At 54.8% G+C, this 26,482-nt stretch carries 16 protein-coding genes; 7 read left to right on the top strand and 9 right to left on the bottom strand.

Annotated elements, in window-relative coordinates; all coding sequences use genetic code 11:
* Positions 1-210 precede the first annotated feature (210 nt).
* Positions 211-1,842, top strand: coding sequence for a glycoside hydrolase family 28 protein (locus SD425_RS08630; RefSeq protein ID WP_324677478.1), 1,632 nt, complete (start codon positions 211-213; stop codon positions 1,840-1,842).
* 147 nt (positions 1,843-1,989) lie between these two features.
* Here the strand turns inward: SD425_RS08630 and SD425_RS08625 are convergent, their stop codons facing one another.
* The 6 genes from SD425_RS08625 to SD425_RS08600 form a co-directional block, all read right to left on the bottom strand.
* On the bottom strand, positions 1,990-4,146 hold the full coding sequence (locus tag SD425_RS08625; protein WP_324677476.1) for a hypothetical protein: 2,157 nt from the start codon (positions 4,144-4,146) through the stop codon (positions 1,990-1,992).
* Between the two features lie 48 nt (positions 4,147-4,194).
* Positions 4,195-7,956, bottom strand: a complete 3,762-nt coding sequence (locus SD425_RS08620) for a DUF4450 domain-containing protein (RefSeq protein ID WP_324677474.1) — start codon at positions 7,954-7,956, stop codon at positions 4,195-4,197.
* A gap of 104 nt (positions 7,957-8,060) precedes the next feature.
* Complete coding sequence (locus SD425_RS08615) at positions 8,061-9,581, bottom strand: RagB/SusD family nutrient uptake outer membrane protein (protein ID WP_324677472.1); 1,521 nt, start codon at positions 9,579-9,581, stop codon at positions 8,061-8,063.
* Positions 9,582-9,599: 18 nt separating this feature from the next.
* Positions 9,600-12,809: a TonB-dependent receptor gene (locus SD425_RS08610; protein ID WP_324677470.1), complete on the bottom strand. Its 3,210-nt coding sequence runs from the start codon at positions 12,807-12,809 to the stop codon at positions 9,600-9,602.
* 199 nt (positions 12,810-13,008) lie between these two features.
* Positions 13,009-13,464, bottom strand: a complete 456-nt coding sequence (locus tag SD425_RS08605; RefSeq protein WP_324677468.1) for a hypothetical protein — start codon at positions 13,462-13,464, stop codon at positions 13,009-13,011.
* A 238-nt stretch (positions 13,465-13,702) separates the two neighbouring features.
* A complete protein-coding gene (locus tag SD425_RS08600; RefSeq protein WP_324677466.1) occupies positions 13,703-14,782 on the bottom strand; it encodes a glycoside hydrolase family protein in 1,080 nt (359 codons plus the stop codon).
* 568 nt (positions 14,783-15,350) lie between these two features.
* Here SD425_RS08600 and SD425_RS08595 point away from each other — a divergent pair.
* From SD425_RS08595 to SD425_RS08585, 3 genes are all read left to right on the top strand, one after another.
* Positions 15,351-15,791 carry a hypothetical protein gene (locus SD425_RS08595; protein WP_324677464.1) on the top strand — a complete coding sequence of 147 codons (441 nt, stop codon included), beginning with the start codon at positions 15,351-15,353 and terminating at the stop codon, positions 15,789-15,791.
* A 170-nt stretch (positions 15,792-15,961) separates the two neighbouring features.
* Complete coding sequence (locus tag SD425_RS08590; RefSeq protein ID WP_324679511.1) at positions 15,962-18,007, top strand: HelD family protein; 2,046 nt, start codon at positions 15,962-15,964, stop codon at positions 18,005-18,007.
* Positions 18,008-18,281: 274 nt separating this feature from the next.
* Positions 18,282-19,607, top strand: coding sequence for a glycoside hydrolase family 28 protein (locus tag SD425_RS08585; protein WP_324677462.1), 1,326 nt, complete (start codon positions 18,282-18,284; stop codon positions 19,605-19,607).
* Positions 19,608-19,709: 102 nt separating this feature from the next.
* Here the strand turns inward: SD425_RS08585 and SD425_RS08580 are convergent, their stop codons facing one another.
* A complete protein-coding gene (locus SD425_RS08580) occupies positions 19,710-19,934 on the bottom strand; it encodes a LytTR family DNA-binding domain-containing protein (RefSeq protein WP_324677460.1) in 225 nt (74 codons plus the stop codon).
* A gap of 68 nt (positions 19,935-20,002) precedes the next feature.
* Here SD425_RS08580 and SD425_RS08575 point away from each other — a divergent pair, with 68 nt between their 5' ends.
* A complete protein-coding gene (locus SD425_RS08575) occupies positions 20,003-20,548 on the top strand; it encodes a GNAT family protein (protein WP_324677458.1) in 546 nt (181 codons plus the stop codon).
* Between the two features lie 90 nt (positions 20,549-20,638).
* Here SD425_RS08575 and SD425_RS08570 read toward each other — a convergent pair whose 3' ends face one another.
* Positions 20,639-21,505 (bottom strand): sugar phosphate isomerase/epimerase family protein, encoded by an 867-nt coding sequence (locus SD425_RS08570; protein ID WP_324677456.1) that lies wholly within the window; start codon positions 21,503-21,505, stop codon positions 20,639-20,641.
* Positions 21,506-21,985: 480 nt separating this feature from the next.
* Between SD425_RS08570 and SD425_RS08565 the strand changes: the two genes are divergently transcribed.
* Both SD425_RS08565 and SD425_RS08560 read left to right on the top strand, forming a co-directional pair.
* Entirely contained in the window at positions 21,986-22,699 is a 714-nt protein-coding gene (locus tag SD425_RS08565; RefSeq protein ID WP_324677454.1) for a carbonic anhydrase, read from the top strand.
* Between the two features lie 384 nt (positions 22,700-23,083).
* Complete coding sequence (locus SD425_RS08560) at positions 23,084-23,434, top strand: nuclear transport factor 2 family protein (protein ID WP_324677452.1); 351 nt, start codon at positions 23,084-23,086, stop codon at positions 23,432-23,434.
* Between the two features lie 111 nt (positions 23,435-23,545).
* On the opposite strand, the gene SD425_RS08555 is transcribed toward SD425_RS08560, so the two are convergent.
* Positions 23,546-26,443, bottom strand: a complete 2,898-nt coding sequence (locus tag SD425_RS08555; RefSeq protein WP_324677449.1) for a sugar-binding domain-containing protein — start codon at positions 26,441-26,443, stop codon at positions 23,546-23,548.
* Positions 26,444-26,482: the final 39 nt, after the last annotated feature.

The following is a 26,482-nucleotide window of genomic DNA, read 5'->3' as shown; positions in this document are numbered from 1 at the left end:
TTGATTATTTCCGGTTACCTCTAGCTTTTTCCTTTCTACCACGTAGCGCCTATCCTACGAAAGTGCAACAGCCAGGAGCCCGCCTTCTCGACCATCGGGAGGAAGGGGGCTAGGTCACCTACTAGCTACGCGGCGCACCGTCAGGATGGTGCAGGACGGTTCTTCTTGCGCCGACCAGTTGGTTTACTACCACAACTAATTGGTCGCTCCATGCAGAACCGCCTAGATTACAGCAATATCATTGGCTATTCCGCACATCTGTTGTGGCTCGTGCTGCTGCTAAGCACCTCGTGCTCAACATCCCCGCCTAGCAAACCTTCTGCTGCAAAAGCCACTATTCCGACGAAGGAACAGGTGGGAGCACTCCGTTTGCCCATCGACATTGCCCCCGTGAAGGCTCCTTTTGTTGTGCCGCAGTTTAAAAAACCTTCTTTTCCGGCCTATACACTCAGCATCACTGAACGGGGCGCGCAGCCAGGCGCTAAAGTGACCCAGACGATACAAGCTACCATCGATGCAGTAAGTCAGCACGGTGGCGGCACGGTCCTTATTCCGGCCGGAAAATGGCACACCGGACGTATCAGCTTGAAAAGCAACGTAAACCTGCACCTCGATGCGGGCGCGGAGCTGTATTTCAGCGGCGAAGTGGAAGATTACCGCCCCGCGGTTTTTACCCGCAACGAAGGCGTGGAGGTGATGTCGCTAGGCGCCTGCATTTACGCCAATGGTCAGGAGAACATTGCCGTGACCGGCTCAGGACGGCTGATCGGCCCAATGCAGGGTGGCTCGGTTCGGAAGCAGGTCATGGAAGGTGACGTGGTCGAAAACATCATTACCGCCTCCATGCCGGTAGCCGAACGGGTGTATGAGGGTTACAACGGTAGCCCCATTTTCCTGCCCATGTTTATCTCGCCCATCAACTGTCGCAATGTATACATCGAGGGCATCTCGCTGGAAAACACGGCGTTCTGGAACATTGTACCCGTGTATTGCGATGGGGTTATCATCCGGGGCATCACAGTGAACTCCGTGGGCATACCCCGCGGCGACGGCATCGACGTAGAGTCGTCGCGCAACGTGCTGATTGAATACTCCACCCTGAGCTGCGGCGACGACTGCTTTACCATCAAGGCGGGGCGGGGCGAAGATGGCCTGCGGGTAAACAAGCCGACCGAGAACGTAGTAGTGCGCTACTGCCTGGCCCGGGAAGGACACGGCGGCATCACGTGCGGCAGCGAAACGGCGGGCATGATTCGCAACCTATACGTGCACGATTGTGTGTTCGACAACACTGGCGTGGGCATCCGGTTCAAAACCCGCCGGCCGCGGGGTGGTGGGGGCGAGAACCTCACCTACGAACGTATCCGCATGAACCTGAAAGACGCCGCCTTCAACTGGGATATGCTCGGCAGCAAAACCTATGTAGGCGAGCTAGCGGTCCGCCTGCCGGCGCGCTCCATCAACCCGCTTACCCCGCATTTTGCCAACATTACCGCGAAGGACATCATCGTGGAAAATGCTAGCCAGTTTGTGAAAGTGAATGCCATTCCGGAAACGCCGCTGACTCATGTGGTACTAGAAAACCTAGATATAAACGCCAAGAAGCTGTTTACCGCCGCTGATGTGCAAGACTTCACCGTCCGCAACGCCACCATCCGCACCACAGATGCGCAGATTAGCCTCATTGATGCCCGTAATGTTCTCTTTGACAAAGTGCAGTTCATCGTTCCAGGAGCTACCCTTGTGGCCGACGTATCGGGCGAGAAGTCGGCGGATATCCGGTTTAAGGATTGCACGCCTAATAAGCCGGCGAGCTGGCAACAGGCAGCCTGGAACCAGTAACCGATTACTGGTTATTTGAAGCTTGCGCCACGAGCATAATCTATTGATACAAAAGCCCCCTATTCTGCCGAGTGTCGGAGAATAGGAGGCTTTTCGTTTGGTGCTAGTTATACAGCTCAGCAGCTTTATGCGGGCACCTAGGTTGGCTTATGGCATCTTCTGCAAGCCTTCCCACTTCACTTTCCAGTCTTTCGGAATGCCCGGCGTTGCTTCCGTGCTGCCGTCGTAGCCAGCGCACATGAGCGCAATGGCGGCGAGCAAGCCTCCGTTGCCGGGCAGGTAGATGCGCAAGCGGTCATCTTGAAAATTGTGACCGTTGGGCAAGTAGACGTTGGTGTGCACCTTCATCAGCAGGGCATCCACGGCTTTGTCGGGCATACCGAGGCGGGTGGCAGTCATAGCCGTCATGGGGAAGTCCCAGCCCCAGGTTTTGTCCCAGCTCCAGTCTTTCCAGATCAGGTCGAAGGTACGGCGCATGGTGGCGGCGTCCTGCTGACCGGTGGCGGGCATCATGCCCAGTGCCCCGAATACCGACGGGTGGTCGGTTTTGTATTCGGGGTTGGTGTAGGAGTCAGGGGCGCTTTCGGCGGCCAGGTACACGCCGTTGGCTTGCGGTAGCGTCGAGAGCTTTTTGATTATTTCATCCCACTTCGCATTGCGACTTAGGCCCGCCCGCTCGCGCCACTGCTGGGCCACGTTCAGGGCCCAATGCCAGTATACCAGCTCGTACGTGGGGTTAAACGTCTCTTCCGCTTTGAAGCGCTCCTGGGCCGGAATCACGCCCTTGCCTAGGATGTAGCGGTCTTTGTCTTTCTCATAGAACGGGTACGAGGCCATGAACTCAGCCGTGGCAAACACCATCTCCTGGTACTTCTTCAGCACCGCCGGATTCTTGTGTGCCCGGTACACCAGCTCGGCCATGTAGATGGGGTGCGGCTGCTGCCAGATCAGAAATGCGCCCACCGACGAAGGCGCTTCTTTGCCTTGGTTGTCGGTCATTTTCTGCCACCGCATGCCCTCGAAACCTTGGCGCTTGGCAATGGCTTTGGCCCCAGCCTGAATTTCGGGGCGCAGGTACCATTCCAGGCTTTCTTCCAGCAAATCGGTGCGGCCCCAGAGGCCGTAGTGCATGTCGTGCCACCAATGCATTTCTAGGTGGGGCTTGCCAAACCAGCTGTTATAGGTCAGGCCCGTTTCCTGGGGCGGGAAGTGCCCGGTGGTTTGCGCCCGAATGAGATACTGCGACAACACAATACGCCGCTCTAGCTCGGCCGCCCTAGGGTCGGTGGTGCCGCTGAAATCGACGGCGCCGCCGCTGGTCCAGAAGCCGGCCCAACGCGTTTGGCTGTTCGTGCGGGCGGCAGCAAACGGCGGCACGGTGTCAGTCTTGTTCGCGGCGGTAAACCGGCAGCTTACTTCGAAGGTGTCTTGGGCCTTGCTTGGCGTGAGCACAAATTCGTGCGGCCGGCCAGGAGCTAGCTTAGCGGCATCGTCGTTCCACAGCAACCCCACAAAGTATTGATCGGCATCTAGCTTGTGCGACACCACGGCGGTGTGACCTTTTTGTCGCTCGATTTTAGACGTATGCTGATCGTTTTGGGTGTAGTTCACGCCGGTGTCGTCCCACTGCGCAGTCGGGAAAGGAAAGCGCAAGGCTATTTTCAGCCGCTGTTGCTTCAGTAGCGGCGACTTCACCTGCACGGCTACCAAGTCTTCGGCCTGGTGCCCGACGGTTATCACATCCACTGGTGAGCCTTCCAAGGTGAAGTGACTGGTAATTTCGCCCGTCCAGGGGTTCAGCACCTGCCGAATGTTGCGCAGGTCTTTGATGGTAGCCTTCGAGCCATCTTTCTTCAGCAACACAAAACCTAGGTTACCAAGCTGCAAACGGTGCGGATTGGCGCGCAAGAAATCCTGCGCATCCTTCGCGCGTTCCGGCGCTTTGACTTGCACCGTGTAGGGAATCTTGCGACCATTCAGCAAGTACTCGCGTTGCGATTCCTCCACCGTGTAGTGGTTGGTATTCGGGAAGCTATGCCAGCCCCACTCCGACTGCGTACCGAGCGACACGCCCTTTTGGTAGTACTCAGGGAAGCTTTGCAGCCCCGTGACGTCGGTGGTAAACGCAAACGTACCATTGCCCACCGTGAGCGAGGCCAAGGAGTCCGTCTTGGTATTCACGACTTTGTGCCGCTCCACCAGGGCTTTCCGATCAATAGGGGTTTGCTGGGCGTGCAGCGGCACATTGCTCAGGGCGAGGTAGGTTGCTAATAAGCCCGTTAGTAGTCTGGAAGGATAAGGCATAGGCAGTGTTCAGGTTGTTTTCTCTGTTGGTAGGTTGTTTAGCAGGTTTTATTCTCGCACCAAGGTCGCGCTCATCAAGCCGATAACCACGTCATTGGCTAGGGCTTTCACAGTCAAGCTCTTCAGCTTTTTCTTGGGATCAAGTGGCAAGTCGAGGACGGTGGCAGCACCGCCCTCAATGGCACGCGTGCTGAAGCCCTTAATGGAGATGTAGTGGTCAAAATCGCGGGTGATGAGGCCAGTTTGCAGGTGCACACGCCACGGCTTCGGGGCGTCGGTGGTGAACGCAAAGCCATCTTGGGCGTAATCTTGCTCGATGGGCCACCAATTTTCGGGGTTGCGCAACGCTAGGGTTTCCTGCGAGCCATCGGCGTACGTCACCGTAACTTCGCCGTTGGTTAGGCGGGTTTGCATGGGGTTGGTGGAGCCCGCCATCAGCAGGTAGGCGTGCCTAGCTTTTCCCTTGAGCGGCACGGTCTGCTCGGGCTTGTAATTGTCCCACTGCGACACAAAAAGCACGTTCTTCTCCCCCGCCGCACTTGGCGTGCGCAGCGGCGCGCCCCACGGTAGTTGAATCTGGTTTTGCGCCCCAGCCAGCTTACGCAGCCCCGCATCGTTGATGATGGCCTCCGTGAGCGGATAGCACCAGTTACCGATGCCTTGCGTGGGTAGCTGCAACGTAGGCCCTTTCGGGCGGGGCGACAGGTATTTGTTCTGAAAGATCTTCGTGACCTGGTCGTTGTAATAAGGAACTAGGTCAACTGGTTCGTAGCGCAGCTTGCTTGGGGTAGAAGCTGCCCAGGTGAGGAGGCTTTTCGTTAGCCGTTGGTTATTGCCCCACGTTATTGTTACGGCATTGCTACCCGGCATGAGGTATGCCGCCGGTACTGTTATGGCCGCTGAAGTGGCATGCGCGGGCACGCTGATGTTGTCAGCAAAAGCCTTTTTACCAGCTCCAACTAGTACGCGCGCTTGCACGGGCGTATCGGTGTGGTTTCGGACCCGGAACTGAAGTCCGTTTGTCTCGGATGCTTCTACCAGCGTTAGCGCCGGCTGCACCTCCACCGGCAGCGCCGCCCACCAGGTCAGGTCGCCCTGGCGCAACTGCGTGAAAGCAGTGCGGCTGCCAATTTCGCCCGCTACACGCGCTTTTAGCTCCTGCCCTTGCGTGGTAGGTTCCTGCAAAATTTGTTGCGGGTCAAATACTTTCGTGATGCTAGCATGCGGCAAGCGGACGGCCAACGCGGCGCCGGTGGCATATTCGGCAGCTAGGCTTGGCACGTCAGGCGCGTCACCTTGCCATTCGATGTTAACCACGTACTGCGCGGCCGGAGCGCTGTCAATCTCGATGCTGGGCTGCCCAACGGCTGCGTCTACATTTTTCCAAATGGCCTTCTGCCCGTTCACAGTCACGCTTTTAACGGAAGTAGTGCGCGCTTTCACTTGGAGCTGAAGCTTCAGCGGCTTCGCAAAATGCGGTGTGAGCATGTAGGTGTCTTGGGAGCCTTGGCGCTTGAAATCAAAGCTCAAATCAGGCACTATCAGCGCGGCCGAGTTCCAAGCCATCGGCAAGCCGGGCCGAATAGTGAGCGTGCCGGCTAAAGCATTGGGCACAATGCCGAACAAGCCTTCTACCAAAGAGCGCGCCGTCATGGCGATGGGGTCGGCGAAGTCCCGGTACAGTTCGCCGCGGTTGGCGTCGTAGAACGAAATCTGTTGGATGTTGCCGGGGCTGGAACCTAGGTACATACTTTCCAGCAAGGCGCTTTTCCACAGCACAAAGGCCTCCTCAGCGCGGCCGGCTTGCCAGTTGGCGAGCGTGGTGTGCAGCACTTCGGCCATTGCTACATTATTCAAGGACCAATCGTAGGGCTGCCAGTTGGTCGTTGCCAGCAGATGATACCCCTCGTCGGGCAACCCTACGGCACGCACCGGAATATGCGGAATCTCCGCATCCACGTAGCGCAGTGCCTGGTAGGCCTGAAACGCATCGGGCACTTCTGAGTCGAGGGAATGATATACGGTCCACAAGCCGGCACTGGGGTGGAGCTGCTTCAGACCTAGGGCATCCTGGTACTCCGCATACCAGCCTTTGCCCGGCTGCCATAGGCGTGCGTTCAGCGCCTGCCGAATACGCGCTGCTTCCTGCTGGTATGGCACTGGGTCTTCGCCAATCTGCGCCGCGATGGTTGCCGCCACCGAGTTGGACCAGTAGTTATATGCCGACGAATGCGTGACGGCGCCACCGCTGTATTGCAAGGCGTCGCTGGCCCAGATAGCAGCGTAGGCATCGTAAAGGCCATCGTTGTCGGGGTCGAAGTTGCGCTTTTCCCAAGCTAGGTGCCGCTGAAGCACGGGCCACATTTCCTTGGCAAAAGTGAGGTCGCCGGTCCAGTAAAAATGGCGTAGCAGCGCATCGACGTACACCAGATTCATGTCGTAGTGGTGCGGTCGGAAGTCGCCGCCAGGGTTCCGACTGATGTAGCCGTCGCTGTACACACTGGTGCCTAGCTTTTCCAGGCTGCGCGCTAGGTGCAGCGCGGTATCCATCACGACTGGTCCGGCTGGTGTCGTCAGTTGCGACTTGGAATAAGCGCGGAAGTGCGCCTGCGCCCGGTCGTGCCAGCCGAGCGGATCGGCTACGTATGGTCCGCGCCAGCCATTGAGACGCATGCGCCACGCGACTGAGCCGTGCATAAACGAAGGACTCTCCCAAATGGCATCGGCGGCCACGCTCAGCGCACCGCCTAGGGTATTAATGTACGGATCGGGTGTCACGACTTGTACCCGGCTGGCGAGCTGTTGGCGCGCAGCTTCGGCTTTGGCCACGGCTTTCGGCAGATCGGCATAGCGCAGCGCCACGGCATCTTCCGCTTTCTGTACGGCAAAATACAGGTCCTCCCCTGGCTTGGCTGGCACTGCTCCCGCCAACACCGGCGCAGTAGCCGCTTTCGACGCCAAGAGTTGCTGCGGTGAGTCCTGCTGAGCTGCATCAGCTAGGTGCATGGTAGAAGCAGTAGGCATCAACCCGAGCAGGCTTTTACGCACCATTGGCGTTGGCTTCTTCACCTGCCCAGCCGGCTGAATCTCGTAACGCTCAGCTTCCGTGCTCTTCGCTTCGGCCCCGTAAGAGAGCGTAAACGTGTTGTTTTTCAGATCGAAGGTGTTGCCCTGGCAGTACTCCGGCTTTAGATAGAAGCTCGATTCAGGGTCAGCTCCGATGTCGCCGTCGCGGCTAAACTTCTTGCCAGTGGCGCCGCCGTAGGCCCACAACAGGCGTACTTGGCCTACTGGTACTTTGTCGAACCTAGCTTTCACCACTAAGCCTTCTGCGTCGGCCATAGCTAGCACTTCTACGTGCAGGCTCCCGGCACCTAGCAGCGGGTCCTCGATATCGTAAAACATCCCGCCGGGCCGGTAGCGGGCAGTTATTTTATCCGCTTTAATCAGCCACTTGCTTTGCCCATTGTCACCGAGCAAACCGAACTTCAAGTTGCCACCCATACCGGGCAGGTAAAGCGCAAACTCGGGTAAGTCGCCGGCCTCGACTCGGAAAGCCGTGTTAGTGCCGTAGAGCGCCCGCGTAAAGCGCTTGCTGCCGTTGACAATAACGAAGTCCTGCCCATCCGGATGGTAACGGAGCGTGCGTTGCTGGTTGTGCCAGAGCGGCGAACCAGAACTCACAACAAGTTCGGCCTGTCCTAAAGCTAGGTGTGATAAGACGAAGCTACTGCTCAGCACCGCATAACTAAATACCCGGCTCACTCGATTTAGATGAAGATAATGCAGAATCGTTGTTGAAACGCCCATTTCAGGAAGCAGCTGTGTGTGCTTTTTTAAAGAAGAAGCCCGGCTTCCGCAGTATGACTCATCTGCGAAAACCGAGCTTTCTCTCTGTTGCTTACTCTTAAAGGTTAGTACCCAGGATTCTGATCATACAGGTCAGGCGCAGCGCTGCGTTCTGCCTGTGGCACTGGGTAGATGATTTGGTTGGCATCTACGCTACGGCTCATACGGTTGCGCGTGTCTTCTTTCGGAATCCAGGCGTTGATAGTGGTGAGCACAACACCTTCGCGCACTAGGTCGTGCCAACGGGAGCCCTCACCTGCTAGCTCGCGGCGACGCTCTTCCATCAGCTGCGGCAGGGTAACGCCGGTAACTTTGGTCGTGATACCGGCGCGGGCCCGTACCCGGTTCACGGCGTCGTCTACCTCCGCCTGACTGCCGCCTGCGCCGTGCAGAATGCACTCAGCTTTCATCAGCAGTACATCGGTGTAGCGAAGCACAATCCAGTTGATGCCCCAGTCGGTGCGGGTAGTGCCTCTGGTATTTTCATTCAGGTACTTCTTCATCAGCCAGCGCGTTTCCTTGAAACCCGTAGTGCTGGTATAGCCCTGCGCAAAGTTGAAGGTCTTGCGTACGTCGCCGGTTGGGTAAGAATTCAGCAGATCGTTAGCAATCGGCCGGATTTCTAGGCCTCCTGATGCAAACGGAATTTTCAGCGCCGTGAAATACGCATCGGGCACAAGCAAACCGGGGAAGTCGCTACCTAGGCCTGCACCACCGCTTTGGAACTGAATATCGAAGATAACTTCTTTGTTGTCTTCGTTCGTGTAGGAGAAAATATCGGGGTACGAAGCTAGGAACGCATACTTTCCGCTGGTAAGCACCTCGTTTAGCAACGGTAAGGCTTTGCTGTACTCGTTCGTGGCCAGGCCTGGGCCTTCGATGCCGTACGTGGGTCCCGAGCGGGTCAGGTACACCAGAGCGAGCAAGCTTTTGGCCGCGTTAGCCGTAGCACGTCCTACGTTGGGCTTATCAGCCGAAACGCTGAAATCGTAGGTGGCGGGCAAGTTCGTAATGGCCGTTTGCAAATCTGAGATGATCAGATTGTACACATCGGCGACGGGCGAGCGGGGCACTTTCAGCACGTCCGCTGGCACCAAGGCCTTATCGATCAAAGGCACTTTGCCGAAGAAGCGCACCAGATCGAAGTAGTAAAAGGCCCGCAGGAACTTGGCTTCCCCTTCGTAGCGGGTGCGGTTGGCGTCGCTCACAACGCTTCCGTTGGTGGCCAGCTGATCAAGCAGTGTATTTGCCCGGAAAATGCCATTGTAATTGCCGCTCCACGCTTCGGCAATGTACGGGTTGTTCGCCAACGCCGTCGAGAAGTTATTGACCGGAGCCCAGTCGCGTACCCCTAGGTCGTCAACACCGTAAATATTATCGGAACGGGTTTCGGAGAGGTTAAGCGCCCGGGTTGGGTAGGCGGTAAGTGGGGCGTAGGAGGCCGTCAGGGCCTGATCGAAGTCGGCCTGAGTTTGGTAAAACGTGGGGGTTGAGCCGCTGGAAAGCGGTGCTTGCTCCAGATCCTTCTCGCAACCACTCAACGATAGCCAGCAGATCGAAGACAGAAGAAAAACTATTTTTTTCATTAGAAAAGAAGGCTAGGCTTAGAAGGTGAAGTTCAAACCCAGGATGAGCGACTTAGCGAGCGGTAGCCCGCCGTAGTCGACGCCCACCGGGAAGTTGTTGTCGCCGCCGCCGGTGTTCACAGCTTCGGGGTTGAAACCACCTGTGTATTTGTCATGGCCGAAGAAGTTTTCAGCCGTTACGTAGATGCGAGCTCCCTGCGCGATGCTCTTCTTGATAACCAGACCTAGGTCGTAGCCCAGTGTGATATTGCGTACGCGCCAGTAGTCGGAAGAATATAACCAGTCGGTGTTCTTGATGCGGCCGAAAGTCGAGTATGCTTTGCCCCGCAGGCCCGCACCGGGGTTTTCGGGTGAGCGCCACCGGTCGCGGTATAAGCCCAATACGTTGTCTACCTGTCCGGTACCGGTACGGTCTACCGCGCGGCCGAAGAGCGAATAGATGGAACCACCATTTTGGCCCTGCACCAACACACTCAGGTCGAAACCTTTGTAGCGGAAGCTGTTGGTCACACCCCAGGTATAGTTCGGATTTGGGTGGCCTACAATCTGACGGTCACTTGGGTCAATTTTTCCGTCTCCGTTGTAATCCACGTACTTGGGGTCGCCTACGGTCTGCGAGCCGTAAAGCGCTGCACCCTTGTCAATGTCACTCTGCGACAGAATGCCATTCTGCTTTACCACGTAGATGCTGTACAGTGGCTGCCCTACCTTCAAGATGTTGTTCGGAATGTCGAACGCGGAAGTGATTTCGATTGGCGTATCTCCTATACCTAGGTGCACAACCTTATTCGTGTTATGACTCACGTTCAACGACGTGTTCCACTGGAAAGCGCCTACCAAGTTGTGGCTCGTCAATTCCAACTCCAGACCGCGGTTTACCACCTCGCCGATGTTGGTCAGCTGGGTGCTGAAGCCGGCTGCTGATGGCACCGGGATGTTGAGCAACAGGTCTTTGCTCGTCTTAGTATAGTAGTCGAATGAACCCGTCAGACGATTCTTGAGCAGACCGAAATCAAAGCCAACATCATACGTGCGGGATCTTTCCCACTTCAGATCGGGGTTGTTCACGCGGTTGGGTGCCTGGCCGCTAGACTGGGCGCCGCCGAACGTGTAGTTGTAGATACCTAGGGTCGCGATGCTGCTGTAGTCACCGATACCGTTGTTGCCGGAGTAGCCCACGCTAGCCCGCAGCTTTAGGTCACTAATCGGCGTTATGCCCTGCATGAAGTTCTCCTGGGAAATGCGCCAGCCCAATGATGCTGCCGGGAACACGCCAAACTTGGTGTTCTCCCCGAAGCGCGAAGAACCATCGCGCCGGATACTGGCGGAGAGCAAGTACTTGCCGGCATACGCATACTGCAGACGTCCGAAGTAGGAAATTAGAACGTTCTGGGTTTCTGTCGTGTAGTTGCTACCCGTGCCACTGATGTTCGTGGCCGCATTTAGGGTCGTCACCGCCTGGTTGACGAAGCCGCCCGTAGCCGATAGTGCCTGTGCGTATAGCTTCGTGAAGTTGTAAGAGTAACCAGCCAAGCCCGTAATGTCGTGCTTGCCACCGAGCGTCTTGTTGTACGTCAGTGTGTTCTCGTTTACAAACGTTTGCTTGCGGAAGCCACTATAGGAGCCAGCTGCTTGCCGGCTACCTAGGCTGCCGTTCACAAAAGCGGGCGTGTACGATTTCGACTCGGCGTCCGTGTTGTCGATGTTGGCCGTTGAGCGCAGAGCCAAGCCTTTAACGATCTGGAATTCACCGTAGATAGTACCTAGGGTACGGAAGGTACGCGTATCACCAACTGATTTTTGGAGCAACCGAAGAGGGCTATTGCGCGTGGTGCCCCAGTTATAATAGGTGAAGTCGCCTGTGTTGGTATTCAGACCGGCGGTGCTCTCTACCACTGGCGAGCTGGTTACCACCAAGTGCAGTAGGTTATCCTTGCCTTCAACGCCAGGGTCAGAGGTAATGGAGTAGGAAGGCGAAATATTCAGGCCGAACTTGAATTTGTCGCTGGCTTTCACTTCTACGTTGGCGCGGCCTGAGTAGCGCTTGTAGCCTAGGCCGATTACCATACCATCCTGCTTTAGGTAGTCGCCCGATACATAGTAGTTTACGAAGTCACTAGCGCCACTAGCGGCTAGTTGTACATCTTGCGTAAAGCCCGTACGGAATGCTTCCTTTTGCCAATCCACATAGTCCAGACCTGGATGCCCGGGCTGTAGCCACCGGTCATCAATCATGTACTTAGGGTCAATGGTCGTTACCTTCAGCGCCGCCTGCCGCTCAGCCGTAGTTTGGGTGGCCAGGCGCCCAGGGCCCGAGTTGACCCAGTTAGCATTGATGATTTCAACAGAGCGGTCGATCCACTCGTCGGCATTGAGCATGTCGAGCTTGCGCACGGCCCGCGTAAAGCCCGCGTAGGTGTTCAGGTTGATTTTCGGTTTACCCGATTTGCCCCGCTTTGTGGTGATAAGCACCACCCCGTTGGCTGCCCGCGAACCATAAATAGCGGCAGCGGCGGCGTCTTTCAGTACCTCAATGTTCTCAATGTCATTGGGGTTGATGTTATCCAATGGGCTACCGTTACCAAAACGGCCAGAGGAGTTCTGCGATGCAGCCTCCAAGGGGAAGCCATCAATCACGTACAGGGGCTCGTTGTTGGCTGTAATGGAGCCAGCGCCGCGTACTTGCACGCTAAAGCCGCGCCCTGGTACACCCGTTGTCTGCTTTACTTGCACACCTGCCAGCTGTCCTACCAAAGCCTGGTCAACGCGGGCGAGTGGGCGCTCTTGCAGTTTTTCAGCATTGAAGGAAGCAATAGCACCCGTTACGTCGCCTTTCTTCTGCGTGCCGTAGCCTACTACCACTACCTCATCTAGCGCTTTCGTATCCTCCACCAACTTGATAGTCAGCGTCTCCGAGCCAGAGAACTTGCGTTCTTGGGTTTGATAACCGATGTAGCTGAATACCAGCGTACCACCTGTTTCTGGTACCGATAGTTTAAAGCTTCCGTCGGCACCCGTCGTAGTACCGTTTGTGGTGCCTTTCACCACTACAGTCACACCGGGCAAACCCTCATCTTTAGCAGAAACTACGCGGCCGGTAAGCTGCCAGTCGACAATTGATTTCCGCAGCGGGCGGGCTTGTAAGGAGCTGACTGCGGGATTAGTCAGCAGCAGCAGCGCGGCAAGCGCCACCGGCTGACCACGCCGCCAGTTGTACGTTTTCTTCATGGGTTGGGAGGTAATAGGTGAGCGTGAGGAAGACTGAGTGGAATAGTTCTAAGCTAGCTTTTGGACCGTAGTAAACTCTCCTGTAGAGTGCCGGTCAGGTGGACCTAGGCGGTATGTTTGCACATAGCAAAGATGATTCTGTCGACTTTCTTCTGAGGAAGGTAGCTAGGCATTACTGGTGAGCTAGCACCAACGTGCGCTATGGCTTCTCATGGGTGCTATTCAGAACAGCTACGGGTTCTTTAGTTTCGGCTTTGATATTGACATTATGGAAGCTCCAATCCCTTGCTGTCGCACTAGTGATGGTCACAGCGCCTATCGTCAGTTTCTCCAGGAGAGAGCTAGCTTGCCTAACGCCTTTCTGCAGAAACAGCGGACTCGTGAGGTACTGACCTAGGGCAAACGTCACAGCGCCGCCTCTCTTCGAAGCAGCATGAAGGGCGGTCTGAACGGCTTGCACATTGAGCGTATTGCCAGCATTCACAGCCTTGTATCCGGTTACAGAGGAAAGCGCCTTATTCGTCGAAGTCACTTCAGCATTTCCCCCCTTTTCCCAAGCTGGCACTCTAGCTACGGTTGCGGTTGAAGTAGCTGGCTGCGTACGTAAGCTAATCCAAGTAAGCGCGAGAATTAAAAAGGCGGGAATGAGCTTCATACGTCTGGAAACGAGGAAATCGGACTATAAATTTAAGAGATTTTCATGAAAACGTTTGCAATGCAAACGTTTGTTTATCACAGATTGTAATCTTTGATAGTTCATCACATCGCCTAGCACAGACCCTGGCGATATCTCTTATAGCACAAAGCTGATCTATTGGCTTTGCTGATCCTTCCCGCACTCTCCTGTTGCTGAGATTTTTGCTGTTAGCAGAGCACATTGTTGGGTCTGCCGTTCAGCTAATCCTGAACATAAACGAAGAAGCTGTCATGGCTTTTCCACCTTGTGAGGCGCAGAACATATACTCGGGCTTTCCGTTACGCATCAACAGTTGTGGGCGCTCCAAACGGCCGTATCGCTTTAGGTTGGCGGGCGCAGGTGGCTCCTGCAAGTAATCGCGCACAGGAAAAAAGGCAATCAGCGGATAATCCCATTTTTTGCCGTCTTCCGATTCTAGGTACAGTCCCACCTCTTGGCTGTACACACCCATATCACGGGCTAGCATGTGAAACTTGTTGTGCTGGCGCCAGACGTAGGCATCTTCAAACTGCTTGTTATTGCCCTGTTTGGAGAAATCAACTACCGGATTGCCCGCGTACTTCACGTACGGCCCTTCGAGTTGATCTGCAATGGCAAGGCCATATTTGCGGTTACCTCGAATGACCGGATCTTTCGAGTTGACGTAGTCGGCTGTATTCCAAGATTTATAATACAGCCAATATTGTCCATTTGGGAGCTTGACAAAGGCGGGATTGGTTGTGCAATGGTCATCCCAGGCCCCTGTTTCGCCTGGCAGCAGCAAGGGCTGGTCGGGGCGTTTCCAAGGGCCATTGAGCGAGTCGGCCGTAGCTAGGCCAATGCGCTTCGTATCCGTTTTGCCGTTGGAGTTGCCCATAAAGAACAAGCAGTACTTGCCATCCACGAACTGAATATGTGGATTATGGCAAGTGGTAGCATCCCAAAAGCCAGGGCCACGTGGCGCTAGCACCGTTTCGAGGTACTGAAAAGGACCCTCAGGCGAGTCGCCGACGGCGTGTGCGATTTCGGAACTGTTGATCCAGCCTCCCATGCCACGCTTAGCGGGCCAGCGCGAGAAGAACACATGCACTTTTCCATCGGGGCCGTAGATGGGACTATTGCACCACACGTACCAATCGGGCATTTCCAACGCTCGCCCAACAGGATGCAGATGCTTGCTGAACTTGGACAGGCTGTTTTTCGGAAAGTCTAGCAGCCGGTTACCTGTAAAGCCGGCTACGGCCCGGGCAACTGGTGCCAAAGCTAGCCCGGCAATAAAATCTCTGCGTGTCAGCATGTTGCAAACATTTTTATTCTACCAGAGCACAATGTATCAATGCGTCAAGCAGCACACGTTAGCTAGGGTCTGGCAGATTCTTGGTTATCTCTGCTGGTAGCTACTGCAGCAATCAACAGCGGCACACTAAGGCTTGTAAGTTCAGATTTCAGATTACCAAGTAAGTGGCTTGTGCCACACAAACCCTCCTGCACTCTTTGGGTAGTTGCCCTACCGATATCTCCTGTAAGGCTAGCTAACGCTTAGGAAAATGTACAACTAACTTTTCATCCTTATATTTCCTCGGCACTTCTCAAAATAGCACGTACTTATTAGGCCAGCGAAATTTCCTCTACTTGATCAGACTGTATCGAGCAAATACCCGAGGACTATAAGCTGGGATAGTTGGTGCCTAAAAGTAAGTTTTCGGCTGAAATGCTTCGCTCCTTAATCAAGAAAACATTTTTCACAATAGAACCGAACACAACCAGTTACGTCTACAGCTTGAAAAGAGTGCGACTGTTCAGTTTAAGAACAGCGAAGATTTCGGCAGGCTACTATTCCTCAGCACGTATTATCACTTTCGGAAATGAGCCTTTCTACCCTTCTCGAATCAGATTCACTTGTCATTTCATATGACGACGAAAACCAATGGCTGTATGCTGATTGGCAGGGTGAGCTAAGCAATGCGCAGATCAAAGCCGGCATCGATCGTATTTTGAGTTGCTTGCACCAGACCCCTTGCCGCAAGATTCTGAATGACAACTCCAACGTTCTGGCTGCTACCTGGTATTTCTCTGAATGGATAGCGTACGACGCGATGCCGCGGTTGGCGGAAGCCGGGTTGCAGTATGTAGCGTGGGTACTGTCGCCCTCGCTGGAGTGCCGTCTGTATGCCGATCAGGCAGTAGGGCTTACGAAAACTCCTTTAGCTGCTGTTTTCGATGAGCTTATTGGTGCCCATCAATGGCTCCGCTCCTGTGAGCACTGGTTTCCGGCGCAGCGCTACCTAGGTACCCCGGCGCCCTGATAACGGCAAACCAGCTAGTAGGAGTCACTCTCCCCTAGCTCTGCTCATCAGCGCGCTATCCTTATTGTTTTGATGCCAGTAATCAATGCATTCAATAAAAGCAGCAAGGCTCTTCTAACGACCGGAATTTGATGCCACCTTTGGGGTCTATTTTTCAGGAGTAGCACGTGATGAACGCAACGGAATCAGAAGAAAGAGAATATCTGGAGGAGATTAAGGAGAAACTTGAGCTAGCTATTAGGCGGGTAGACGACGCCGTCAAGCAGTTTTCCGACGAGCTCCGGCAGAAAAAGCAGTATATCCATGAGCACCAATCGGGCATGGACGATGCCGATATGGTCGCCGCCGGCCAATCTATTAACCGCATGGCCTTTACGGGCGAGGCGGCCGTTTCCCGCAAACGAAAACTCATCAAGCTAGGTCAGTCGCCTTACTTTGGCCGCATTGATTTCGTCACCTCGGGGAAGGTGAAGTCGCCGGTATACATTGGCGTGCATTCCTTCTTAGACGAGCGGCAGCGCCTAAACCTAATCTACGATTGGCGCGCCCCGATTGCCTCCATGTTCTACGACTTTGAGCTAGGGGAAGCCTCGTACACCACTCCCTCCGGCACAATCCAGGGCACCATCGAGCTAAAGCGGCAGTACAAGATCCGAGACGGCCGTATGGAGTTCATGATCGAAAACGGCGTCAATATTCACGACGACGTGCTACAGCGGGAACTTGCGAAGTCCTCCGACGACAAGATGAAAAACATCGTCGCGACCATTCAGCGCGACCAGAATGCGGTGATTCGCAACGAGACGGCTCCGGTGATGGTCATTCAGGGCGTAGCCGGCTCGGGCAAAACGTCCATTGCTTTGCACCGAATTGCGTTTCTTTTATACCGGTACCGAGAGTCTATTGCGGCCAAAGACATACTGATTATTTCGCCGAATAAGGTTTTCGCAGATTATATCTCGAACGTCTTGCCTGAGCTCGGGGAAGAACACATTCCCGAGATGGGTATGGAAGAGCTAGCAGCCGACTTGCTCGACAACAGGTACACATTCCAAACCTTCTCCGACCAAGTATCGGCGCTGTTAGAAAAGCACGACCTAGCTTTCATTGAGCGTATCCGGTTCAAGTCATCGTTCGACTTTCTCAGCAAGCTGAATCAATACCTTATTCATATAGAGAACAACTACTTCACGGTTAGTGAAATTAAGGTCGGCAAAACCGTTGTTCCCCGCTCGTTGGTTTTAGAGAGGTTCAAGGCGTATCACCGGGTGCCGATTCTAAAGCGGTTTGCACTGGTGGCAGAAGATATCCGGGCTCATGTGCGGGGCGCGGCTGGCCGCAAGCTTACCGGGCAGGAGAAAGCAACGATTGGAGAGGCTATTCCCCGCATGTTCAAGTTCCATCAGGTGCTGGACCTCTACCGGGACTTTTATCGTTGGATTGGCCGACCCGAGCTATTCAGGATCGACCACCCCATGACGATGGAATACGCGGATGTATTTGCCCTGATTTACTTGCGTCTACGCCTAGAAGGCATCACCACCTACGATCAGGTAAAGCACTTGTTGGTGGATGAAATGCAGGATTACACGCCGGTTCAATATGCGGTCTTGTCCCGCTTGTTTCTGTGCCGAAAAACCATCCTAGGCGACGTAAGCCAGACGGTGAACCCGTACAGCGCTTCCTCCGCCGAAACGATCGAACGCGTCTTCCCGCAGGCTGATGTGGTCAAGCTTTACCGCAGCTACCGCTCTACCGTCGAGATTACAGCTTTCGCGCAGCGGATCACCCCAAACCCCGACCTCATTCCGCTGGAAAGGCACGGCCCAGAGCCCATCGTAGCACATTACAATAGCCAGAATGAGGAGCTAGAGGCAATTAAGGAGCTGATCACAGCCTTCCAACGCTCCGGGAATAACTCGCTGGGCATCATCTGCAAAACTCAGCGGCAAGCCGCGCGAGCCTACGAAGTGCTACAAGCGCCCAATGTTCATCTGCTCACCTCGGAATCTAGGTCCTTTCAAGAAGGAATCATTATCACCACCGCCCACGTGGCGAAGGGACTGGAGTTTGATGCGGTCATTGTGCCGTTTGCGTCCGCCCACAACTACAAAACGGAGGTCGATAAAAGTATGCTCTATGTGGCCTGCACGCGGGCCATGCACGAGCTCACCTTGACGTATTCAGGTGCTGTTACAACTTTCTTGTCCGCCTAAAAAGTTTAAGCTTCCGCAGCCAAGCGAAAGTTGGTACCACGGGTTAGATTCACTGCTGCTAAAGCAAGGCAAAACGGGTGCGTTGTTCCTATCCCTATAATGCTACCTAACTTATAGAAGGCTTGCTAATAGCATCCGCTTATACTTCAACGGCACTCAACGTGCTGATCTAAGTTTTGAGACTGCAGGCGATTCAGCGCAGCATCAGGTAACTACAGAACAGTACTCCCGCGGTGGCGCTGCTTCTTTGTGCTAGGCATCCTTTTACTACCCTATGAAAGTTCTTCTTGCGCTGCTCCCTATTGCGCTAACTGCTCTCTCCCTGCCTTTCACGCCGGAAACTCTCTCTACGAAAGAAGCCGCACCCAAAGACTACATCATCACCCAATTCGGCGCAGGCACCGATAGTACCCAGCTTAGTACTGAAGCCATTCAGCGCACCATCGACAAAGCCAACGCCGATGGCGGCGGCACGGTGGTGATTCCGAAGGGAGTATTTCTGAGTGGCGCCCTGTTTTTTAAGCCCAATACCCAACTGCGGTTGCAGGAAGGTGCCAAGCTCAAAGGCTCTGATAATATTGCGCACTACCCCCTGATTCCGTCGCGGATGGAGGGCCAAAGTTTGGATTATTATGCGGCCCTCGTAAATGCCTATAAGGTGAATGGCTTTCGGGTCACGGGGCCCGGCACCATCGATGGCAATGGACTGCGGTTCTGGAAAAACTTTTGGGCGCACCGCGATTCTATGCAGAAAGTCGGCAAATCGTCCACTAACCTAGAGGTGCATCGGCCCCGATTGCTCTTTATCTGGGGCTCTAACAACGTGACTATCGAGAAGGTGAAGCTGCACAACTCCGGCTTCTGGACCACGCATTTATATCAGTGCAATAACGTGCTTATCGATGGGTGTGATATCCGGTCACCTTTCCGTCCGGTGAAGGCCCCTAGTACCGACGCCGTAGATATCGACGTGTGTAAGAAAGTCACCATTCGCAATTGCTACATCTCCGTCAACGACGATGGTATCGTTATGAAGGGTGGCAAAGGCCCTAACGCCCAGCAGCTCCCGGAAAATGGGCCAATCGAAGACGTGCTGGTGGAGAACTGCACCTTTGGAGAGGTGCACGCGGCCGTGACCTGCGGCAGCGAATGTATTCATGCCAACCGCATCACGGTGCGCAACTGCAAGGTAGATAATGACCGGCCGCTGCTGCTCTTCAAGATGCGTCCTGATACGTATCAACTCTACGAGAACATTACGGTTGAGAATATAACTGGGCGCTGTGGCACGATTGTCACGCTTTCGCCCTGGACGCAGTTCTTCAACATGGCGGGCAGCACGGAAAAACCCTTTGGCACGATCCGTAACATCACCATTTCCAATGTGAAGGTGAAGTGCAAGCAATTTGCTGTGTTGAATGGCAACCCGACCGACAAAGTGTCGAACATCACCTTTAAAAACGTGGAAGCCACGGCAGAAACGGCCGACTTTCCGAACAAGTACCCCGACGTAAAATTCAACAAAGTCACCCTCAATGGTGCCCCTGTGAAAGCCACCCAGGCGCAAGGCACGGTGGTGACTCCGCTGAAGCCGGACTAAATCGGCCTTATCAGACAACCTAGCTTGATCATCCATCTGATTCAGCATTAGCTACCCACTTATCTTTCCCGAATCAGGCGATACAGCTGTTCACGGTAGGTCTCACTGGATGGAGACTTGCTTGTCCGCAATGTAGAGTGTGTTGCCATCCACCATCTGAATTTTATCAAGCGAGACGATATAAGACTTGTGTATGCGCAGAAATGGCGGTTGCGGCAAGGTATCGGCTAGCTCTTTAAGCGCTTGGTAGGTAATCAGGCCCGAAGGACTGTTATTAGGTGACGTAAGTACGTGTGCTTTTGGTAGCGCTCGGGCTCGGCGTGTCATTGGGGCAGGCAAGAAGGGGCTCCCAGAATTCCCTGCGTACGTTGCCACGCTCTTGCTTTATCTTTTTCATGATCCAGCTGCTCCCGTTACACTCTAGTCAGGCACCTGTTTTTTACCGTTGGCTGCGTGATCCAGAAGTTATTCGCTACTCCTTGTCTCTCTTCCAAGAACTCACTACCCTACCACTGGTAGAGCAGTGGCTAGCGGCCACCCTACAAGACACTAAAAGTTTAAATTTGGGGGTGTACCTAGGTGCTACTCAGGAGCTGATTGGCTACGCCGGAATCAGCGGTATATCCACGCGCAATCAGTCGGGCGAGTACTTCATCTTGCTGGGGGAGAAGCACTATTGGGGCCAAGGCATTGGCACCGAGGTTACCCGCCAAGTCCTCACCCGAGGCTTTCAGGAGCTAGGTCTCAATCGTATTATGCTGACCGTATCTGAGCCCAACCAGGGCGGCCTTAAGGCTTATGCGCGCGCCGGCTTTCAGTTAGAAGGACGCTTGCGGCAGGCCTGCTACCGCCAAGATGCGTTTCATGATAAACTCGTAATGGCGGTACTGCGCCCGGAGTGGCTCGCCCAGAACGCCTCACGTGAGTACTCCGAGCAATGAGACCTTATAAGGTTAGCTAGGTAACTTACTGTGTGTAAAAGCAGCTTGGCCTACGTGTGTATCTGCCTGAACCCGCTACCAATGAGCTACCTATTTCTCGGCATACACTTCTTGTATCTGCTTCGTCAGGTAAGCAAAGGAAGTGGGTATATCAGTGCTCGGATTGCTAGTGTTACCCTCGATAAAAATATTGCCTTTGTAGTTCGCCTTCCGCAAGGCTCTCAAGTACGGCTTAAAGTCCTCTCCTTGCACCCCGGGGAAAGAGCGGCTCTGTTTCTCTGCAATTTCACAGTGAACCAGGATGTCCTTGGCCTCAACAATGCTCTGTGGCGACTCGCCCTCGCGCAGCATATGAAAGATATCTGCGTTTAGTTTAAAATTGGGATGGTTGACAGCGCGTACCACGGCCGCTGCTGATTTTACCGTGTTTAGAAAGTTCGTCTCAGAGGCATTGAGGTTTTCGATGGCAATCATGACGCCGTGCTTCTGGGCAGCAACAGCCAACTTGCGGCACAAGACCACAAAATCGGCTTGCGCCTTCTGCGCATCATAGCCTTCTGGAATCCGGCGAGCACCACCGCTGCCTAAAACGATAAAGGGGATGCTAGCCTGTTGAGCCCTCGCAAGCACACTATCGACGTAGGCGACTACTCTGGCCTCATCCACAGCAGGTCCGGCAATTTTTATTTTACCGGTGAAGAGAATATTGCAGAGGTATACTTTGCACTTCGCCTTCTTTATCCGGGCAAGATTTTGCTCGAACTGCTGCTCCGATAGCGACGGCGAAACCATACGGCTTACAGTTTCGCCTAGCATCCGAAAACCAGCGGCGTATAACAGACTGTCCTGCTCAAGTGGGGCCACCAAGCCTATCTGCGGAACGTACGCTTTGCGTGGAGCCAAGCTGAGCAAAGCCATTAGCACAACAGAAACCACCAGCACGGTTATGAATTTCATGGAACAGCTTTGATTAGGTGAGTGAGTTAAAAAACGAATGCCGCGGACCCCGTCTAGGTCCTAACAGTATTTATCCGGCAATAAAAAGGGTCGTTACACCACTAGCGTGACTATACCATAAAGGAACTAGTAGCAGCAGAGACTGGGCGGCAAAATACTCTTAATCAAATGGATATTTCTGTAGCAACGAGTATTCTTTTCGTAACTCATAATACAACTGCTAGAAGCAGCCTAGACAGGCGAATAGCAGCGGTAAAGCCAGCGAATGATGCCCATAAGAAAGGTCATACCGGCGACCTAGGCTTCAGCTTCGCGGTCGAATAGCACCTGCGAAGCTGACGCTATGAGCTGATAATCCTTGGCAGGAGTTTTCTGTTTTCGCGCTTGTACCACCCCAGTTATTGCGTAAACTTGTCCGGTAGCCTTCCGGCTACGATGCATTATTACTTTTTCCCTTTTCAGCAGCCTCCTTCGCTTCTTATGATTACGTACCAGCAAATCTTTGAGAATAACCAGCGCTGGGTCGCTGAGAAGTCGGCCACTGTGCCCGATTTTTTAACTCAACTAGCCGCCGACCAAGCACCCGATTACCTCTACATCGGCTGTAGCGACAGCCGCGTAACGGCCGAGGACCTGATGGGCGTCACGCCCGGTGAGGTATTTGTGCACCGCAACATTGCCAACCTAGTGGTGAACAATGACTTGAACGCCCTGTCTGTGCTGGAATATGCGGTGCGCCACCTGCGCGTCAAGCACATTGTGGTGTGCGGGCACTACGGCTGCGGGGGTGTGAAGGCGGCCATGCAGGCCAAAGACCTAGGCATTCTGAATCCGTGGCTGCGCAATATTCGCGATGTGTACCGCCTGCACCACCTCGAGCTAGATGCCATCGCCGACACGGCCGCTCGCTACAACCGCTTAGTGGAGCTCAACGTGCAGGAGCAATGCATCAACGTGATCAAATCAGCTGTGGTACAGCAGCAGTACCTGCTCAACCAGTTTCCGGTGGTACACGGCTGGGTGTTCGACCTACAGACGGGTCTACTTAAGGACCTGCACCTCGATTTCGAACATATCTTGCGTGATATTCAGCAAATCTATGATCTCAGCGGCGAAGTGTTGCCGGCTGGGAAAGAACCAGAAACGCCCGCCGAAGCTATTAGCACCGCCCCAGTTGGCCCTCCGTTGAAGTAAGCGCCTGCCTGGCGCAGCGAACGATCTACCTGCGTTGGTGTTGCACCTAGCATTTGATGCGGCATGCTCAAGTACCAGGGATTAGTAGCACGAATGCGTTTGAATTATTGATATAGAGCAGTTTCGAGGGTGGCGTATGGCCTCCCTCGAAACTGCTCTATATGCGTTTACGTGGGTGTTTTATTTGCACTTATCGCCAATAGCTAAAGCTGGGTGCGGGTGCGATAAACTCTCTGCCCTGTGCTAGGTTAAGGTGGAGTTGGATCTTACAAACACCCTGTTGCCATGACGGCTACCGCACGGAGCACTAGCTACTAAGGGTTGACTTTGGTGATAGTTGCGCCTAAACTTGATTAAGGGGGTATACTTCAACGACTCTGACTCATGGACACTCCTCACAACCTCATCCGACAAGCATATGCAGCGTTCAATGCGCGCGACATTCCTAGGGTCCTCGAGACGCTTCATCCGCAAGTGCGTTGGTCGAGAGCCTGGGAGGGCGACTACGCCACGGGCCACGCCGAAGTGCGCGACTATTGGCAGCGGCAGTGGCAGGAACTAGATCCACACGTCGAGCCAACGCGCATCAGCGAGCGGGCCGATGGACGACTAGAAGTAGCAGTGCACCAACTAGTAAAGGATATGCAGGGGCAAGTAGTTTTTGAGGGCCCGGTAAAGCACCTCTACACCCTACAGGATGGGCTGCTACAACAAATGGATATCGAGCAGGTGTAGTCGTTGGTCCTGCAAGGCACAGGAGCGAGCTGTGCCTTAGCTCCTTCTGAGCCGGGTAGCTTGTTGAGTATAAATCGGAGCAATCTGACTTGTGACAAATAGCGCCTTTTACTACTTAAGCAAACCAGCAATGCGCTGAGGCGCCACCGGCGTAGCCGGCTGAAAGCGAGGGCTGGCCATATACTGCTCCAAACTAGAAAGCAGCTGCCGAGCCTCGGGGCGAGTGGCCGCGTCGCTGAGCAGGTCGATGGATGAGAATAGCAGCTTGCCTTGGCCCACCTTGCACTCGAAAACTAGTCCCAGAGACTGCGCCGTAACCCAGTCATCGATGACGCGCACAATGGGTTGCAAATCCGTAGCCACCGAATCGAGCCGGATAGCGCTAGCGTGGCTCACGGCGTCCCACCACTGCCAATTGCTGTGGTAGGCGGTGGGAAAATCCCGTAGTGCAGGGTGCCGGGGGTTGCAGAGGATGCCGAGCGTAACGGGCGCCTGTCCGCCAGTCCAAGCGGTGTTCCAGAAGATGCTGGAAAAACCCAGCGCAATGTTAGCCCCCGCCTCGGGTCGAATAGTGCCTTTAGGTGCCGTGAGCAACACACTCCCCCCCTTCTTGAGCTTATCCAATGCTTGCTTATCCAGCCGCTGCGTTACCAGTATTTGCTTGCTGACCGAGGGTAAAACGCTAGGGTACACGAAGAAATCCCAGGAGTTCTCGAAGGTGCCTACCGCCACGCGGAGCCGCAGCTGACGAGGCTGCACAAGGCTGCCGAGCGCCTGCCGAACTTCGCCTAACACTTGTCCATTGCCCACGGCAATGTCGCGGGCTGGCAACGTGCCGCTGAACAACCGCTGGCCTTGAGCATCTTCGATAACCCAGGTGGGGGTAACGTGCGGCAGGGGCGCGGGGCCAAAGTGAGCAATTTCAACGGGCACGACCAGCGTTTCGGAGTTGAGGTACACCATCTTCGGAAACCGCACTAGCGGTACGGTGGCGTTGCAAAAGCGTTGGTATTCGGGGCCGGTCACGTAACCTTTTTCTTCCCAAAAAGGACTTAACACCCCTACTAGCGCCGTGCCCTGCCCAGGGAAGTCGTGCAGGTCGAGCAGTTGAAAGCCGCTAAAGCCGGGCGTACGCAACGCTGCTTCGATATCAGCCTTGTAGCATAGAACTTGCAGCTTGCCCGAGGCTAGCAGGAAGCTATCAGCTAAGGCAGAAAGGTGGCTAGCAGCTAGCCGGTCGCGGAAAATCTCGAAATTCTTAGCCTGCAACACCCCGTCGTACTTGGCAATTTCCTTGAAATCGGGATACACGCACCACTGACCAATTTCGTGGCTCACGGTGGGATGCTGCCACTTGGTAATAGTAGTACGCCAGTCGTAATCGGTGCGGGGCGGTTGACCATTAATGATACTTTTTAGGCCTTGGCCCCAGGCTTGAATGCGCGGATCAGGCGAGACATTGTAGTTGCTTTCGGCAATGACCGGCCAGCCCGAAGCGGACGTGTAGAGGCGGCGCGTATCGGTGGCCTGCCAATAGTTAACAAACTTGGTGAGGTAGGGAATGTGCTGCTTGCCGGCCGGCTCGTTGCCATACGTCAGCATGCAGAAGGACGGATGGTTGCCGTAGGCGCGCACCATGCGCCGGCTCTCGGCGTAGAGGTAGGCATCGAGCGGGGCACCGTCACCCACGGTAGCTCCCTGATTGGCCCACGACGAGCATTCGATTTGCAAATACATCCCCGCTTGGTCGGCAGCCGTGAAAGCCGCTTCAGGAGGGCACCAGGAGTGGAAGCGTATGTGGTTGAGGCCATACGCTTTACAAATGGTGAAGATGCGTTGCCAAGCGGCTACGTCGGTCGGCGGGTAGCCGGTCTTCGGGAAGATGGCGCACTCCAGCGTGCCCCGCAAGAAAGTTGGCAAGCCATTGATGGTGAACTGGGTTCCCTTCGCTCCGAATTCGCGCATGCCGAAGCGCACCTGCTGCGTTTCCTGTTGGCCCTTGCCCGCGTCGAGGCCTACGGTGAGCTGGTACACGTTTGGGGTAAACTCACTCCATAGCTGCGGCTGGGTACCCATTGGGTACGTTAGCTCCAGCGCCGTGGTATCCGGGTTAAGGCGTACTTTTTTGGTGAGAGCGGGTAGCCCTTTGGCGTTTGGCGCAAGCAACGTGGCTTGTAGGCTGAGGGTGGCTGTAGCGGATGTGTTGGTGGTGTTGCGAAGCCGTAAGCGCACGACTACCTGCTGTCGCTGAATATTGGGAAAGAGCTGCGCGTCAGCCACGTACACTCGCGGGCGAGCGGTTAGGTACAGCTGCCCTACTAGGCCATTCCAGTTGCTCTGGGTATGGTCGGAAATGCTGTGCGAATTCTGGCCCACGTTGAAGTCCTTCACCCGGTTATCGACCCGGACGGTGAGTCGGTGCCGGCCGGGCGTAGCCGTACGACCTAAGGTTATCACGTGGGCAGTACCTAGGCTATTCTGGGTGCCTAGAGGCTGATCATCAAACCATACGGTGGTTTCCCAGTGCGCCCGCTCCAGATACAGCTCGATAGGACGGCCCGCCCAGGCAGCGGGAATGTCGATGGTTTTCTGGTACCAAGCCGCCCCCTTGTAGTACTTCACAGGCTGCAACCAGAAGGGTACCTTAATATTGCCCGGCTGTCGGTACGCTGCGTACTCTGGCTTAAAGAACCAGGACGAATCCACAATCTGACCGGTCCAGGGTGTTTTCAAGCTGATGTTGTTGCCTTTGCCATTGGTCGTCATAGAGCCAGGCAGCGTAATCTTATCTGCCAGATCCCGCGCAAACCAGCGCTGACTCGTTCCTTGGTCGAGCGAATCGACCGCAAACCGCCACTCGCCTGCTAAGTCGAGCCGGTCCTGTTGAGAACCTAGGCTACCCGTTCTCTGGGCACGGGCCACTCCTACCGTCACCAGCCACACTAGCAACAGAATCAAGTTTTTGCCAGCTCGGACGAAAGAAACAGAAGGATAGGAAGGACGTGTCATGCGCTGGAAAGAGGTAAGGACGGATTAAAGACTATTTGC

Source organism: Hymenobacter sp. GOD-10R (assembly GCF_035609205.1).
GTDB lineage: Bacteria > Bacteroidota > Bacteroidia > Cytophagales > Hymenobacteraceae > Hymenobacter.
This window is presented reverse-complemented; position numbering and strand designations above follow the sequence as displayed.